Consider the following 15,539-nt stretch of genomic DNA (forward strand, 5'->3'; position numbering starts at 1 on the left):
CCTCACTTCGCACCCCCACGCACAGCGACCAAAACCTGCCGCAAGGCAGAAAAGGCCGCAGTGGTCGTGGGGATTTTTGTTTGCGTCAGAAACGCCTCGATCCCCGGTCGCACGGCAACGGCGGCATCCACAGCCGGATCACTGCCCGCAACATAGAGGCCTGATCGCACCATCAATGCGGCGCGATCATATTGGCCCAGATGCCCTCGCGCCTCGGCGATCAAGCTGTTTTCGGTCATAGACGCCGCCGCCGGCAGCGCGCGCGAGACCGAGCGCAGTACATCAACAGCAGGAAAACGGCCGCCTTCGGCGATGGCCCGATCCAAAATGATGTGCCCATCCAGCGTGCCGCGCAGCATGTCGGCGACCGGCTCCTCCATATCCGACCCTTGCACCAATACCGAATAGATCGCCGTGATGTCCCCTGCCCCCGGCAGCCCCGGCCCGGCGCGTTCACACAGCGCCGCGATGGCAGGGCCAGTCGAGGCTGGATAGCCGCGCAGGGCCGCGGGCTCACCCGACGCAGCCGCCATTTCCCGATGCGCCTCGGCAAAACGGGTGACGCTATCCAGCATTAGCAACACTTGCTTGCCCTGATCGCGAAAATATTCGGCCACCGCCGTGGCGGCCCAGGCGCAACGGCGGCGGGTTTGCGGCGCCGCGTCTGATGTGGCGGCGACCACCACAGACCGCGCCATCCCCTCTGGGCCCAACACCGCCTCGACAAAATGGCGCACCTCGCGGCCACGCTCACCGACCAGACCGATCACAATGACATCGGCCTCGACGCTGCGCGCAAGGCCGGCCAAAAGCGTCGACTTCCCGACGCCCGACCCGGCGAACAGGCCGATTCGTTGGCCACGCACAAGCGGCAAGATTGTATCAAACACAGCGTAGCCGGTGTGCAGGCGCGCCCCCATGGCGCGACGGGCGGCGGCAGGCGGGGGGGCCGTGCGCAGCGGGCGCGCAACCGGCCCCTGCAGCAGCGGCATCCCGTCCAGCGACACGCCGTCGGGGTCAATCATCCGGCCGATCCAACGCGCATCGGGGCAAAAGCGGGCAGCGCCGGTCAACACGGCACGATCCCCTACCGCAACGCCTTCGGCCAACCCCTCGGGCATGACGGTGACTTCTGCGGCAGCGACACGGATAACCTCGGTCCTCAGGGGGCCAGCATCGGTCAGCACCGTGATTCGATCACCCAATTTGCTGGCTTGCGTCAGACCTTCCAGCCCGATCGTGCCGCCTGCCGCACGGGCGACACGCCCCACGGGCTGCAACGCGGGCGCACCTTGCAGCACATGCACGACCCGGTCGATCACCCCCAACGGGTCTGACGTGGTTTCAACTGCATTCATGGTAAATTCCCCTGCGACGGTTGCGGCACAACCTCTCTTTAAGGAATCAGCCTTAAATCTTGGTTGAAACCAAAAGGGGACCAACCGGATGCAAAAAGGCCTCGACCTGTTCCGCACGGCATCGGCCATGGCCGTCCATGCCAGCCAGCGGATCAACCAGACGGCAATCAACATCGCGAATGCCGACACGCCCGGCTACCGCGTGCAATCGGTTGCCAGCTTTGCCGACAGCTATCAGGCGGCGGGCAATACCGCCTTGCTGCAAACGCGCAGCGGTCACCTGCAGGGCCAGGCTCTGCCCGCCCTCGGCGCCCATGCGGCGCTGGCCGAAGAATCACCCAATGGCAACTCGGTCTCGCTCGAGACTGAGGCTGTTGCAGCAATCGACGCGCAGCGCGAACACACACAGGCCCTGACGATCTACCGCCACGGCCTGACGCTGCTACGCACAAGCATAGGAGGCTAGAATGGCTGACTTTTCCACCACGCTGTCCATCGCGGCCAGCGGCATGCAAGCGCAGGCCAACCGCGTGCGCTACACATCCGAAAACATCGCAAACGCCGACACCCCCGGCTACCACCGCAAACTGGTCAGCTTCCGCGCGGCGGTTGCGACCGAAGGCGGCGTTGAAACCAGCCGCGTGCGTCTGGACCAGTCCCCGTTGGCCGACGTGCATGACCCCGCCCATCCGCTGGCGAATGATCAGGGCAATTATCAGGGGTCCAACGTCGACTTGCTGATCGAGATCGCCGACGCCCGCGAGGCGAACCGCAGCTACGAGGCAAACCTAAAAGTCTTCGATCAGGTGCGACAGATGTCGTCCTCGCTTCTTGACCTTCTGCGCCGATAGGACCCCGATATGGATATTCGCAGCACTCTCGCCTCGCGCGCCTATGACGCCCTGCGGACCACGCAGGGGCACGATGATTCGTCTCCCGCCAGCTATTTCGCGTCAGCCGGCGCAGAATTTGCCAGCACGCTGAAAGCCGGTGAAGAGGCCGCAATGAGCGCGATGACGGGCGATTACGACCCCCACGCGCTTGTCACCGCCCTCGCCCAAAGCGAACTGGCGGTCGAGACGGCCGTGACCATCCGCAACAAGGTGGTCGAGGCCTATCAGGAAATACTGCGGATGGCCGTGTGATGCTGGTCGAGGCGCAGCTCTATGACACGTTACGGGCGGGCCTTTGGGCCGCCGTGATGATGTCGGCCCCTGTGCTGGCCGTCGCATTGGTGGTCGGGCTGGTCGTGGGTCTGTTTCAGGCCCTGACATCGGTGCAGGAAATGACGCTGACCTTCGTGCCGAAACTGGCGGCCATCGTGGTCGTGTTCTGGCTGACCATGGGCTTCATGACGCGCACGCTGACCGTTTACTTCCAAAGCGTGCTGGTGCCGCTGATCGCAGGATGAATTATGGATAACGCCGGATACACATCGCTGACCCGTCAAAGCGGGCTGCTACACGAAATGCGGGCCATCGCGAACAACATCGCGAACGCAAACACCACCGGCTTTCGCGCCGAGGGGGTGGCGTTCAGCGAATACGTTGTCCGGCTGGGGCCACAGACGCAATCGCTGTCGCTTGCTACCGCGCGCGTGCGGCAAACCGACTTTACCCAAGGCGATCTTGGCATCACAAACGCCCCTTACGATTTGGCGATCGAGGGCGAAGGGTTCTTCATGATCGACCACCCCGACGGGCCGATGCTGACGCGGTCGGGGGCCTTCACCCTCAGTGGCGAGGGGGTTTTGGTGACAGCCGACGGCTACTCGCTGCTGGATGCGGGCGAAGCGCCGGTCATGATCCCGGCCGATGCAGGCCCCGTCATGATCGGTAGCGATGGCACCATTGCAGTCGGCGGCGATGCCATCGGCCAGATTGGCCTGTTTACCCCCACCGATCCGAACACCATCACGCGCACCAGCGGCACAGGCTTTTTTAGTGACGACAACATGCCGGTTTTGGACGGCGTCATGCGGCAGGGCCATTTGGAAAATTCGAACGTGAATGCGATCTCGCAGATCGCCCGCATGATCGAGGTGCAGCGCGCCTATGAATTCGGCCAGACACTGGCCGACCGCGAGGATGAACGCATCCGCAACACCATACAGCTGATCAAAAGCTAAGGCCGCCTGATCAAAACACCCCAAGGAAAGCCGCTATGCGTATTCTGGATATTGCCGCAACCGGCATGCTGGCCCAGCAAACCCGGGTCGAGGTGATCTCGAACAACCTCGCGAATATGAACACCACCGCCTACAACCCGCGCCGCGCCGAATTTGCCGACCTGCATTATCAGCAAGTGCAGCGCGCAGGCACCGTATCGGCCAGCGACGGGACGATTTTGCCTACCGGCATCCAGCTGGGGATGGGTGTGCGCACGACCGCCGTCTCGCCGCTGCTGGGGCAAGGCACGCTGCAAGAAACCGGTGGCTCGCTGGACGTCGCGATCGAAGGGCAAGGCTATTTCGAGGTCGCGCTGCCCGACGGTCGCATCGGCTACACGCGTGATGGCGCGCTAAAGCTGACGGGCGACGGCCTGATCGTCACATCGGACGGCTACGAGATCGCCCCCGGCCTCGCCGTCCCCGAAGATGCCCAATCCGTCGCGATCAACGCGGCGGGCGAGGTTTACGCCAGCTTCACCGACTCGGTCGAGCAAGAGTTTCTGGGCCAGTTGAACCTTGCCATGTTCGTCAACCCGCGCGGCCTCGAGGCTATGGGATCGAACCTCTATCTGGAAACAGCCGCATCGGGCCAGCCCGCCGTGGCCGTACCGGGCGAGGACGGCTTGGGCACCCTTCGCCAAGGGTATCTGGAGCAAAGCACCGTTGACGCCGTGCGCGAGGTCACCGACCTGATAGCCGCCCAACGCGGGTACGAGTTGAATTCCAAAGTTATTACGGCAGCCGACCAGATGCTGGCCGCCATGGTGCAAATTCGATGACGGTGTTGCGCAAAATTGCGCTGGTCACGGCGTGCCTCGCCAGCCCCGCCGCGGCGGATTACGTGGTCGTGCTGCGGACAATTCCGGCCCAAAGCACCATCGCCCCCGAGGATCTTGCCCTGCGCCAAGGCGACATCCCCGGCGCGATCACCGACCCTTCGCAGATCATCGGGCTAGAGGCCCGCACCCCCGTTTATGCGGGCCGCCCGCTGCAGGCCAGCCAGTTCGGACAGCCTGCAATCGTTCAACGAAATCAGGTTGTTCCGCTGGTATTTGCACGCGGTGCCGTGATGATCACAACCGAGGGTCGCGCGTTGGAACGCGCGGGCGCAGGCGATCTGATCCGCGTGATGAACCTGCAATCGCGCAACACCGTAATGGCGCGCATCGGGGTCGAGGGGGCCGCCCATGTCTCGCCTTAAATTCTGGCTGATTCCAGCCATGTTGCTGGCCGGTTGCGGCGGCGGCACGCCGCTGTTGACGCAGCCCCAACTGACACCAAGCCTGTTGTCGGACGAACACACGGCCATGATGTCATCGGGTCTGCCGCTATCACTGGATGGCGCGCGCCCTTACAGCGCCGGCGCATCCCTGTGGTCGGGTACGCGTAATTCGCTGTTGGGCGATCGGCGCGCGATGCAGCGCGGCGACATTCTGACGGTCGCCATTTCAATCAATGACCGCGCGGAATTCTCGAACACATCGGCGCAGGCGCGCTCCTCCTCGCAAGAGATGAGCGTGGGCGCACTCCTCGGGCTGCCCGAACGCGCGGCCGAGGTGTTGTATGGCGGCGCGACGTTGAACCCCGGCGTGCAGACGGAATCATCTAGCAATTTCAACGGCAACGGGTCGGTCAGCCGCAACGAGCGGCTTACCCTGCGCGTCGCGGCTACAGTGATCGCCACCCTGCCAAACGGTGCGCTGGAGATCACCGGCAGTCAGGAAATTCGCGTCAATAACGAGATCCGCGAACTCACCGTTACCGGCTTCGTCCGCCCCGCCGACATCAACCGCCAGAACGAGGTAAGTTATGATCGCATCGCCTCGGCCCGTATTTCCTATGGCGGGCGCGGCCCGATCTCGGTCGCGCAAAGCCCGCGTTACGGCCATCAGATCGTTGATCGCCTGTCCCCCTTCTAACCCGAGGCCGTGATGAAAAAACTGATCATCCCCGTTGCGCTGCTGATTTTGGGCACCGCCAGTGGTATCGGGGCGGGCATCATGACCGCCCGCCCGACGACCCACACCGCAAGCGATGACAGCGCACCGCCTAGCCCGGCACCGGCCGAGGCCACGACCTACGTTCCGCTGGACGAGGCTTTCGTGGTGCCAATTTTGCGCAACGGCGCGACTACATCGATTGTGGTCATGTCACTGGGGCTGGAAATTCTGCCCGCAGATGCGCCTAAAGTCGCGCCGATGACACCAAAACTGCGCGATCAGTTCCTGCAAGTGTTATATGACCACGCAAACACGGGCGGGTTTGACGGCATGTTCACCGCACCGGACGTGATGCGACAGCTACGCAACCGCTTGCGGGCGGCCGCCAGCGAAACAATCGGCGCGGGCGTGCGCGACATACTGGTCACCGACCTTAGCCGACAAGACTACTAATCCTGCCGGTTTGCCTTTTGGGACGCCTGCGCCAGCAAGTCTTGGCGCAGGCGGTTTACCGCATCGTCGCGCCCCACCGCCAAGGCGACATCGGGGGTCAGACTATGGATTTCGGCGCGCACGCGGCTTTCTTGCGCCAGTAAACTGCGGCTACGGCTTTCCACCCAGCTTTGCCAATTCACACCTGCCTGCATGACGGCCTGCCGATCGACGGCGAGAAGCGGGTCAAAGGCCTGCGCCGATGTTGAAGCCAAGGCGGCGCGCTGCGCCCGCAAAGCCGCTTCTTGCTGACGCAGTCGCGCCAACTTGCCCTCGGCCTGCGCACGGACCAAGGCGGTCAGCTGGGCCAATTCTTTCAACTCACGCCGGTCACGTTGGGTCATATCACACTCTTACGGGCTTTCTTGCGCATCTCGTCGGCAAAGCGGATGGCGGCGGCAACGGCGCGATAGTGCTGGCGGCCAATCTCTTGCCCAACCTCGGTTTCCGCGTAAAGCGCGCGGGCCGTAGGCGGGTCGGCTTGGATGGGAATGCCGTGCTCGGCGGCAATTTCGCGCATACGCAGCGCGACAGCATCCACCCCCTTGGCCAGACAGACCGGGGCGCGCAGGCTGTCGGTGCTCCATTGTAGCGCGACGGCATAGTGGGTCGGGTTGACGATGACGACGCTGGCCTTGGGCACTTCGGTCGCAACTTGGTTCATGGCAATGGCTACCCCGCGCTGGCGACGCTGTTGCCGCAGCTGGGGGTCACCCTCGCTGTCCTTCATTTCATCCATGACCTCTTGGCGGGTCATGCGGTTGTCACGCAAGTGGCGCAGGCGCTGCCAGACCGCATCGACCACGCCAATCAGTAAGGAAATGGCCACCGCGATCAGAACCATCGCCAGCAGTTGATGCCCCAAGAACATCAGCAGACTGCGAACGGGCATGGCGGGGGTGGCGGCGATTTCCTCCATCCGCGTGGAAAGAAACCACGTCAAAGCTGCGGAAAAGAGGACCAGTTTCACCACGCTTTTCAAAAACTCGACGATGCCCGCCAGGCCGAATTTCTGCTTGGCCACCGACAGCGGCGAGATACGCGACAGCTTTGCTGCCAGTTTTGACGGTGCGAACACCAGCGCTTGCTGCGCAAACAGGCTAACCAGTGCAAAGGCGGCAGGCACCAGTAAAAGCGGTAAAACCACCAACATCGCGGTCGTCAGCAGCGGTCCAACCACAGCGGACGGATGGCTGCGGAAAGCTTGCGTTGCAAGGCCCTCGGCATGGAACAACAGACCGCCCAGCTGATCGACCCCGCGCAGTGCGACAGTGCCGCCGACAGCGGCTAGCGCCAGGTAAAAGCCGCCATAGGCCGCCGCGACGGTCAGGTCAGCCGAGCGGGGAAAGTCGCCCTTTTGTCGCGCATCATCCAGCTTTTTCTGGGTTGGTTCGTGGGATTTTTCGGCGCTACTGTCCTGCTCGGCCATGGCTACAAACTCGGGCCGAAGGGGGTGGCGAAAGCGGCAATCAGCGCGCGGACCCAGATACCCAGCAGGACGGGGCTGGCCACCAACAGCAAAATAAGCCCCGCCCCTGTCAGCGCGGGGGCGCCGACGAAGGTGACCATCATTTGCGGCATTGCGCGGTTCACGAAGCCCAGCGTCAGGTTGTATAGCAGCCCCGCGATGAAGAAGGGCCCCGCAAGCCGCACCGCCAAGCCAAACGAGTTTTGAAAGCCCGGCAACAGTGTTGCGGCCAACAGATCTGGCGTCGGGAACGACCCGCTGGGAATGATGCTGTAGCTGCCGATCATCATAGCCACCGCGTGCAGCGGCAGGCCCATCGCGCATGCCAGTGCAAACCCAGTCAAGACAAATACTTGACTAAACGCGCTAGAGGGCTCGGCCGTCATGCCGCTGCCGAACAGTTGCGCGACCCCGACCGACTGCGAAGCAAGCGCCCCCGCGAATTCCAGCGCCCACACCAACAGCCGCACCCCAAGGCCGAAGACTAAACCAGCCGCGACTTCGATAACCACAATATGCCCCGTGGCGGCCAGACTGTCAGGCTGGGCGGGCAGTTGATCGACAACCGCGGGCAACACCAGCGTGGTCAGCGCCAGCGCAACCGCCAAACGCACGCGCATGGGCAAGGTCTGCTCACCAAAGGCAGGCAGCAGCGCGGCGAAAGCACCGACGCGCAAGAACGCCAGAAACGCGGCAAAGGCGAACGGTTGCGAGACGTCAACCAAGGCCTGAAGGTCGTTCATGCCGCGACAACGCCCACCAAAGCAGGGCGGGCATCAACGCCGATTTCCTCGAACGATAGGACGGGATTCGGGATACCCTTGGCCTGCATGACCGTCCGCAAAAAGCGGCGCCTCCGCCCAGAAGTGACCAGCGCAGGGTAATTATTCATGTCACTCGCCGCACCGATGCGTTCGGCTATGGCGCTGGCCAAGCGGTTGAATTCTTCGGGGGGCAAGGCGACATCCTGCATCGTGCGATCCGCGCCAATTTGGTAGGTAGTGAAGATTTCTTCCCACTCGGGCGCAAGTTGCACCAGCGGGATCGAGCCGTCAGGTCGTCGCAATTCGGCCACTAACTGAAACCCGAGGCGCTGACGGACGTGTTCGGCGACGGCTTCGGGATGGGCCGCTAGCGCGCGAGCCTCGGCCATGGCTTCGATAATCAGTGGGAGGTTGCGGATCGAGACTCGCTCCTCCAGCAGCAGGCGCAGCACCGAAAGCAACAAGTCCATCGGAACGCGGTCGGGGATCATCTCGTCGATAAACTTTCGGTTGGCGTCGGCCCGCGCCTTGTCGGTCAAGTTCACCATTTCATCCAAGCGTTTTCGCAGGGCTTTATGCGTCATCAGGCGCGCGAAATTGCGTTTGATCACCTCGAGCAAGTGGGTTGCGAGCACTTCGGCGGGCTGGACGGTGGTCAGTCCCGACAAGGCGGCATCGGCCTGCGCGTCGGGTGCAATCCAGCGCGCCGGCGCGCCGTAGACAGGCTCTTTCACGTCCTCGCCTGCGGGCGCCGGAGCGCCCGGCCCCGACAGCAGCGCCAACATGCGGCCGGGGCGCAGCATCGCACGCGTCTGTTCTACCCCCTGCACCAGCACGACATAGGTGCCTGCGGGCAGCGCGGGGTTGTCGGTCAGGCGAATTTCGGGCAGCAGCAAGCCGAAGGCCGTCGCAACGTGATTGCGCATGCTGGCAATACGCGCGTCCAGGCCTGTCGCGGGGTCCAGCACCATCTCGACCAGATCAGGCGCGAATTCGACGTGAATGTCATCGACATCCATCACGTCGCCCATCGTGCGCGGCGGCGCTGAAGGGATTGCTGCGGGCGCAACGTCAGCCATCTGGGCAGCGCGTTGCGCGCGATAGCTGCGATACCCCGCATAGCATAGTGCCCCTGCCCCGCCCAAAAACGGCAGCGTCGGCAGACCCGGTACCAGCGCCAGCACCGTCATAAGGGCGGCCACGGTGAACAGCGGGGCGGGCCTGCGGCCAAGCTGACCGATCAGGGCCAGATCGACCGCACCCGTCGCCCCACCGCGCGCCAGCAGCAGGGCCGATGCGACCGAAATGATCACTGCGGGAATTTGGCTGACAAGCCCGTCACCCACTGTCAAAATCGCATATGTTTCAAAGGCCTGACCGATAGGCATTCCTTGAACAAAGACACCTGACGCAAGCCCGGCCACCAACGTCAACGCCGTGATCAGCAGCCCCGCAACCGCGTCGCCCTTGACGAATTTCGACGCCCCGTCGAGGGAGCCGAAGAACGTGGTTTCCGACTGTTCGCGCTCGCGCCGCGCGCGGGCTTCGGCGTGGTCGATCGCGCCCGACGCCATATCCGCGTCGATGGCTAGTTGTTTGCCGGGCATAGCGTCGAGGGCGAAGCGGGCGCCAACCTCGGCCATGCGGGCGGCGCCCTTGTTGATGACCATGAAATTCACGATCAACAGCACGCCGAAAACCACCAACCCCAGAACGATCGAGCCGCCCATCACGAAATTCGCAAAACCTTCGATCACGTGGCCTGCAGCGTCGGTGCCCGTATGCCCCTGCCCGATGATCAGTTTGGTCGAGGATACCGAGAGCGATAACCGCAGTAGTAGCGAGGCCAAAAGCACTGTCGGGAAAGACGAAAAGTCCAGCGGACGTTCGACAAACAGTGTTACGGTGAAGATCAGAATCGCCAATGCAAACGATGTTGCAAGGCCGATGTCCAGCACCCAAGACGGCATTGGCAGCACCATCATGATAATGACGGTCAACAGCGCCAAAGCCAGCGCAACAGTAGGGCTGAACAGGTTTTTTATATCGAATTTCATAGCTTAGCTGCGCCCCGGGACAAGCGAACCGAGGCCGCGCGCCCCGCCCGATGATTGCAAAAGTGGGTAGGAATTGATGCGGGCCGGGCGTGCGGGGCGTGATGCGGGCGCCCCGCCTTCGCTGGCCAGAATCTGGTCGAAGCGCTGGCGGTAGCGAGCCGCCAGTTCGGGCGTGCGCGAATGGTAGGCGCCAGCCGCAGCCGACCAACTGCCCAACTCGTCATACAGCTGGCGCAAAAATTCGGCGGCGTAGGCGGCGCTGCGGGATGGGTCGAACAGTTCGGACACGTCCGAAAAGGCGGTGCCGTGCCAGCGCCAGTTGATTTGAAAGCATCCGCTGTCGAAATTCGTCTCGCCCTGCGCGATCAGCTGCCGCGCACGGCCAAGCGCTGCCGCGCTGTCATCAAACCACTGCCCCGTGCCCGCATGATTAATCGTCCACGCCCAAGGTTGCAGCGCGCCACCGCGCGTGCGCCCTGTCTCGGCCTTCGCCACGCTCGTCAGCACAGCCACGGGCACGCCATAGCGCGGCGCGACGCGGGCGGCTGCATCGGAACACAGATCGGCCGCCGCAGGGCCAGCAAGGCCCAGTAGCAAAAGAACCGTGTATATGGCCGATGCACGCTGCACGCCGCCTTGCCCCTTTTTATCAATCACCCTTACGGCACGCCGACCAGTTTTCATGATTCTGGTGAACGAAGCGTTAGCGCGGGGGTGCAAAACGCCCCAGCAGATCGTTGGCCAAAGCGCGTGCGGCGGCGGCATCACCCAGCAACGCCTCGGCCTGCGCAATGCTATCCACGCTGGTTGCGGCGGGCGCGGGTGCGGCCATTTCCAACGCAGCCGCGCGGATGAGCGTATCATCGGTCTGCGCCAACGCGCCCCAGTCACCGCTGCGCCACGCGCGATCATCGCCGTCGACGGCCATAACGGGATCGCTTAGGTTTAGACGCAACGCCTCGGCGCGGGGATCGGACAATCCGGTTAGCGCCGCAAGCCCGATCGTCGCCTGACCGGTCAACGCGGAAGCCTCGGCCCGCAAATAGCGCCGCTCGGCCATGTCAGGGCCGTCGGCGGCGGGGGTGAGAAAGACCAGCGCCTGATCGGCGAACCCCAGGTCAATCAGGCGGCGCGCGACGGCATTCCCCGCAGCGCCGCCGACGGTGGCGGCATCCGTGGACAAAGCCTCGGTCAGGAAAGCGAGGTCGGGCAAGCTGGCCGCTTGCGCGGACAGCAACGCATCGCGCAGGTCACGCAAGCCCGATGCAGTCAGGCCCAAATCAATCTGCGACAAGAAGGCCTTTGCTGTGGCCAGATCACTGCGTGCCAAAAGCATGCGCGTTTGGGCTGCGGCCAGATCGGCGCCTTGCGCGGTGCCCCGCGCCCCGTAGCGCGCGGCGGCCACCATTTCCAGCAAAGCTTCGGGCGGGATTTCTTGGCGCACGAGGATGGCGTCTACGACAGCCAACAGACTATCGGCCTCCAACACGCCCCCCTCACCCTGCGCTTGGCGCAGAACAGACAGCGCTGCCGCCGCGCCGCCCAAATGGTCGGCGATCAGGCTTGCCACACCTTCAGACCCGAAGGTGTGCGCCGTCGACCCAATGGCCATGACGGATTGAGCGGTTTCAACCTCGCCCACTTGCAAAAACAGGCGGGCAAGGCGCAGCCCCATTTGCCCACGCAGGGGTTCGGGCAGATCGCGCAGCGCGTTGATCAAGGCGATCCGATCCTCGGACCGCAGGGGGGGCAGCGCGTCGGCTTCTAGTGCGGACCACAGCGAAACAGCGCCCAAGCAGCCCTGCTGCGCCGCGAACATCGGGGGGGCGACCAGATCCTCGTCAATAATGCGGCCCAGCGCAGCTAAGCGTGCAACGCCCGCGTCGGGCAGCGGATAAAGCGCGGTGATCGCAGCTGCTTCGCGCCCGAAGCCAAAATGCAGGTAGCTTCGCGCCAAAGTGGCCACACCCTCGCGCGTGACGGCCTCGTTCACAGTATAAAGTGCGCCAAAACCCGTGGCGATGGCATCTTGCAACGTGAGCCCGTTGCCCCACTGCGCAAAATCGAAACCCGCGTCGGGCAAGCATTCCTCGCCCGCGCGCGACAGCCTGTCAGGCGCGGGGCGGCCCGTGTCGCGGTCAAGACTGGTCTGCGCGGCAACACCGGGGACGGCAACGACAGCTTCGGTCACTGGGCCAGCGTCGGCGGGCTGATCAGGCGGGGCGACCAACGGCGGCGCGGCGGCGACCGTTTGCGTCTGCACGGGCGCGGCAGGATCCACCAAACCCTGCGCAGCGGCGCGCGCGAAGGATTCGATCAGGGCAGCTTCTAGCACCGACAGATCGGGTTCGGGCGTCGGGCGCGGACGGAAGACCAGCGGCACAGCGGCATCGATGCGATCGTCATGCGCAGGAAGCGCGTGAGGTTCCGCGGCGGCCTGCAAGGGCTGTTCGTAGCGCGCGGATGCGGGCGGCTTTCCGGGGCGCAAATCGATGGCCAGCAATTGCGGCGTCGCCATGAAAGCCTCGGCATAGCATTCACAGCCGAGGTCCAAGCGCAGGTCAGAGGGCCCGGCCACCAGCGCGGCGACGCTATCCGTCCCGATGCGCTGGTAAACGCTCGAGGTATCGAACTGTGCAGGCCGGTCGAGCAGAAGGCGGTAGCCGCCCCCCCCCGCACGCCCCAACTGCCACGTCATCCCTTCCGGCAAGGCGAAGGTCAGCCGCGTGAACGTGGGGTGACGCCCCGAGCGCACGGTAACCTCGGCGCGATCCACCACCCCTTGCGCAAGGGCGGGTAGCGGCGCGAGGGCGGCAAGGACAATCAGACTAGATGCACGCATGTCAGGCTGCCTCTTTGCTAGCTTTCAAAACCAGTTCCAGATCGGCAAATCCTGGGCGAAGGTTTTCAGGCGTATTTTGACGGCCCACTTCGATGCACAGCGGTGGGGCGTGCTGGTAAAGATTTGCGACCAGAACTTCGCGGATCAACTGGTAGAAATGCGCGTCTTCTTCGCACACGGCTTGCAGCCGCGCGGCCATTGGCCCGACGAAACCATAGGCCAGAAAAACACCAAGGAACGTGCCCACAAGCGCCCCCCCGATCATCTTGCCCAGCACAGCCGGTGGCTGGTCGATCGAGGACATCGTCTTGATGACGCCCAGAACCGCGGCAACGATGCCCAGCGCGGGCAAGCCATCGGCCATCGTCTGCAAGGCATGGACCGGTTGCATCGCGTGATGGCGACTAGCCTCGAGGCGCTTTTCCAGCACCTCTTCGACCTGCATCGGGTCGTCGTAATTCATCCCTGCAGCGCGCAGCGTGTCGCAAATCAGGCTGATCGCCTCGTGATCGGCCACTATGCGGGGGTATCGCGCGAAGATCGCCGAGCTTTCCGGCGATTCGATGTGTTCTTCAAGGGCAACAGGATTAGCGCGCGCCAGACGGATCAACTCGAACAGCAGAACCAGCAAATCGCGGTAGTCATCGCCCCGCCATTTCGGCCCCTTGAAAACGCGTGGCAGCACCTTCAGCGTCGCCTTGACGGTACCCAGCCCGTTCGCCAGCAAAAACGCCCCGATCGCCGCACCGAAAATGATCATCAGTTCGAACGGAAGGGCGTGTAGCACGATCCCCATCTTTCCACCCGACAGCAAATAGCCGCCAAAGACCATCACAAAGACGACCGCTATACCTACCAGCCCGAACATCGTTTTCCCTGTCTCATTACTGTCGACTCACCCTACCGGGGCAAAGCTTAAGAAACCCCTTGGCCGGTGAAGTTAGTTGGTCGGCGCGCCGGTATTGCGGCCCGCGATGATCGCGCTGATTCCATAGGCCTGCGCCGGGTCGAGGCGCGCCAAAATCGCAGCCGAGGTTTGTGGCCGCATCATCGCCATGAAGCCTGCAGCAAAGACGGGGTCCATCGCGGTAAAGATGGCGGCGGCTTCCTCGGGTTTCATCTCTTGGTAAACGGCGGTCAGCGTGGCCAAATCGTTGCTGGCGGCGGTACTGGCCTGCGCCATCGTGGCAGCCAAGTCGCTTTGCGCGCGGTCCAGCGCCACTAGCTGGTTTTGCACGCGCGCCTCAACCACCTCGAGGGCGCGCATACGGTCTGCCATCGCTCCCTCGCGCTGCACGAGACGATCTTCGCGCGCGCGCAGGGCAGCCAGCACCGCATCGCTGGCGGGGGCGCAGCCATCGGTGGCACTGGCAGGCAAACCCATTTCGGGTAAATTCCCCTCGGCCGCGACGGCACTGGTGGCCACGACGCCAAAGCGGACGACGCCGGACACAAGCATCAATCCCGTCAACACCTGCAAGGCGTGGTAGGCGGGCCGCTTCATACCGAAACCTCGGGTTTTGGGCGCAGGAATGTCGGCAGCTCGGCGGGGGGCAGCGCTGGCACGGGGGTGGCCACTTTGCGGTTGCGTGGCTTGGCTGGCGCCTTGGCGGCAGGCTTCGCGGCACGCGGGGTATCGGGCAGATCATGCATCGCAGCCAGCAAAAGTTCGATCCGACGCGCGCTCTCCTCGGCCTTGCGGTTTGCGGCGTCCAACCGCTGCGCCGACTGGTCACCCGCCACGCGCGCGGCGCTGAGGGCGCGTTGCAAGTCGTCGACCTGACGCGCCAGCGTTGCCACCGCGCCGCCGACACCACTTTCCAAATTCGTAAAGGCCCGCAGGCGGCGCGCCAGAACGTGGCAGTAAACCGCGGCAGCCAGCGTTGCGGCGATCATCAGAATATCGGCGATACCGCTCATTCCCGTCCCCATCTTAGTTCACCACCAGTTCCATGATCAGAATGTTGCGCACGTTCCCCTCGCCTGCGACAGCTTGGACGCGGCGCAGCATCATTCCACGCATACGCATCATCCCACTGGCATCGGACAGATCGGCGGGCGTAACGGCGCGCAGATACCCGTTCAGCACATCGGTGATTCGCGGCATCACATGGTTGACGGCGGACACACTGTCTGCTGGCACCTCAAGCTGCGCGGTAAAGCGCAGGTAGCGCCCACCGGCCTGTACTGGAAGGTTGACGATCAAAGGCTCCATCGCGACGAAGGCGATGTTGTCGGCCACGTGCACCGCCCCTTCGTGCGTCGATTCGCGCCCCTGCCACGGCAACAGCCCCTGCGACACCGCAAGGTAGCCCCCGCCCGCGCCCGCAAGCGCCAGCACCAGCCCCAGAATCAGCGGAATTGCCTTTCGCCCCCTGCCTTTGGGGGTGGAAAGGTCAGCATCTGCCATGGCCACCATGAAGGATTCTCCTTGCCCGTTGTTTCGGG

Annotated in this window: 20 protein-coding genes; 9 read left to right on the plus strand and 11 right to left on the minus strand. The window is 63.7% G+C overall.

Annotated features, from left to right (window positions below):
* Positions 1-2: 2 nt before the first annotated feature.
* On the minus strand, positions 3-1,358 hold the full coding sequence (locus tag BVG79_RS10205; RefSeq protein WP_085786805.1) for a FliI/YscN family ATPase: 1,356 nt from the start codon (positions 1,356-1,358) through the stop codon (positions 3-5).
* A gap of 88 nt (positions 1,359-1,446) precedes the next feature.
* Here BVG79_RS10205 and BVG79_RS10210 point away from each other — a divergent pair, with 88 nt between their 5' ends.
* From BVG79_RS10210 to BVG79_RS10250, 9 genes are read left to right on the plus strand one after another with little or no spacing between them, the layout of a single operon-like run.
* On the plus strand, positions 1,447-1,824 hold the full coding sequence (locus tag BVG79_RS10210) for a FlgB family protein (protein WP_085786806.1): 378 nt from the start codon (positions 1,447-1,449) through the stop codon (positions 1,822-1,824).
* Position 1,825: 1 nt separating this feature from the next.
* Positions 1,826-2,209 carry a flagellar basal body rod protein FlgC gene (gene flgC / locus BVG79_RS10215; RefSeq protein ID WP_085786807.1) on the plus strand — a complete coding sequence of 128 codons (384 nt, stop codon included), beginning with the start codon at positions 1,826-1,828 and terminating at the stop codon, positions 2,207-2,209.
* A gap of 9 nt (positions 2,210-2,218) precedes the next feature.
* Positions 2,219-2,503: a flagellar hook-basal body complex protein FliE gene (fliE, locus tag BVG79_RS10220; RefSeq protein WP_085786808.1), complete on the plus strand. Its 285-nt coding sequence runs from the start codon at positions 2,219-2,221 to the stop codon at positions 2,501-2,503.
* Positions 2,503-2,769: a flagellar biosynthetic protein FliQ gene (locus BVG79_RS10225; RefSeq protein ID WP_085786809.1), complete on the plus strand. Its 267-nt coding sequence runs from the start codon at positions 2,503-2,505 to the stop codon at positions 2,767-2,769. Before fliE ends, BVG79_RS10225 begins: the two co-directional genes overlap by 1 nt.
* Positions 2,770-2,772: 3 nt before the next feature.
* Positions 2,773-3,486: a flagellar hook-basal body complex protein gene (locus BVG79_RS10230; RefSeq protein ID WP_085786810.1), complete on the plus strand. Its 714-nt coding sequence runs from the start codon at positions 2,773-2,775 to the stop codon at positions 3,484-3,486.
* A 35-nt stretch (positions 3,487-3,521) separates the two neighbouring features.
* Positions 3,522-4,307 carry a flagellar basal-body rod protein FlgG gene (gene flgG / locus BVG79_RS10235; RefSeq protein ID WP_085786811.1) on the plus strand — a complete coding sequence of 262 codons (786 nt, stop codon included), beginning with the start codon at positions 3,522-3,524 and terminating at the stop codon, positions 4,305-4,307.
* Positions 4,304-4,729 carry a flagellar basal body P-ring formation chaperone FlgA gene (gene flgA, locus BVG79_RS10240; protein WP_198167847.1) on the plus strand — a complete coding sequence of 142 codons (426 nt, stop codon included), beginning with the start codon at positions 4,304-4,306 and terminating at the stop codon, positions 4,727-4,729. The genes flgG and flgA overlap by 4 nt, the downstream gene beginning before the upstream one ends.
* Positions 4,716-5,447, plus strand: coding sequence for a flagellar basal body L-ring protein FlgH (gene flgH / locus BVG79_RS10245; protein ID WP_085786812.1), 732 nt, complete (start codon positions 4,716-4,718; stop codon positions 5,445-5,447). The genes flgA and flgH overlap by 14 nt, the downstream gene beginning before the upstream one ends.
* Positions 5,448-5,459: 12 nt before the next feature.
* Positions 5,460-5,921 (plus strand): flagellar basal body-associated FliL family protein, encoded by a 462-nt coding sequence (locus BVG79_RS10250; RefSeq protein ID WP_085786813.1) that lies wholly within the window; start codon positions 5,460-5,462, stop codon positions 5,919-5,921.
* On the opposite strand, the gene BVG79_RS10255 is transcribed toward BVG79_RS10250, so the two are convergent.
* From BVG79_RS10255 to BVG79_RS10300, 10 genes are all read right to left on the minus strand, one after another.
* Entirely contained in the window at positions 5,918-6,304 is a 387-nt protein-coding gene (locus BVG79_RS10255) for a hypothetical protein (protein WP_085786814.1), read from the minus strand. The two genes, BVG79_RS10250 and BVG79_RS10255, sit on opposite strands and share 4 nt — an antisense overlap.
* The gene (locus tag BVG79_RS10260; protein WP_085786815.1) at positions 6,301-7,389 is read right to left on the minus strand and encodes an EscU/YscU/HrcU family type III secretion system export apparatus switch protein; all 1,089 of its coding nucleotides are present in this window, start codon (positions 7,387-7,389) and stop codon (positions 6,301-6,303) included. The genes BVG79_RS10255 and BVG79_RS10260 overlap by 4 nt, the downstream gene beginning before the upstream one ends.
* Before the next feature lie 2 nt (positions 7,390-7,391).
* Positions 7,392-8,171, minus strand: coding sequence for a flagellar biosynthetic protein FliR (locus tag BVG79_RS10265; protein ID WP_085786816.1), 780 nt, complete (start codon positions 8,169-8,171; stop codon positions 7,392-7,394).
* The gene (flhA, locus tag BVG79_RS10270; protein ID WP_085786817.1) at positions 8,168-10,249 is read right to left on the minus strand and encodes a flagellar biosynthesis protein FlhA; all 2,082 of its coding nucleotides are present in this window, start codon (positions 10,247-10,249) and stop codon (positions 8,168-8,170) included. Before flhA ends, BVG79_RS10265 begins: the two co-directional genes overlap by 4 nt.
* Positions 10,250-10,252: 3 nt before the next feature.
* The gene (locus BVG79_RS10275) at positions 10,253-10,879 is read right to left on the minus strand and encodes a transglycosylase SLT domain-containing protein (RefSeq protein ID WP_236951352.1); all 627 of its coding nucleotides are present in this window, start codon (positions 10,877-10,879) and stop codon (positions 10,253-10,255) included.
* A 73-nt stretch (positions 10,880-10,952) separates the two neighbouring features.
* Positions 10,953-13,091, minus strand: a complete 2,139-nt coding sequence (locus BVG79_RS10280; RefSeq protein ID WP_085786818.1) for a hypothetical protein — start codon at positions 13,089-13,091, stop codon at positions 10,953-10,955.
* Position 13,092: 1 nt separating this feature from the next.
* Positions 13,093-13,959 carry a flagellar motor stator protein MotA gene (gene motA, locus BVG79_RS10285; RefSeq protein WP_085786819.1) on the minus strand — a complete coding sequence of 289 codons (867 nt, stop codon included), beginning with the start codon at positions 13,957-13,959 and terminating at the stop codon, positions 13,093-13,095.
* 72 nt (positions 13,960-14,031) lie between these two features.
* A complete protein-coding gene (locus BVG79_RS10290; RefSeq protein WP_085786820.1) occupies positions 14,032-14,595 on the minus strand; it encodes a MotE family protein in 564 nt (187 codons plus the stop codon).
* A complete protein-coding gene (locus tag BVG79_RS10295) occupies positions 14,592-15,011 on the minus strand; it encodes a hypothetical protein (protein WP_236951353.1) in 420 nt (139 codons plus the stop codon). Before BVG79_RS10295 ends, BVG79_RS10290 begins: the two co-directional genes overlap by 4 nt.
* Before the next feature lie 13 nt (positions 15,012-15,024).
* A complete protein-coding gene (locus BVG79_RS10300; protein WP_236951354.1) occupies positions 15,025-15,510 on the minus strand; it encodes a flagellar basal body-associated FliL family protein in 486 nt (161 codons plus the stop codon).
* Positions 15,511-15,539: the final 29 nt, after the last annotated feature.

The sequence above is a fragment of the Ketogulonicigenium robustum genome, assembly GCF_002117445.1.
GTDB classification, from domain to species: domain Bacteria; phylum Pseudomonadota; class Alphaproteobacteria; order Rhodobacterales; family Rhodobacteraceae; genus Ketogulonicigenium; species Ketogulonicigenium robustum.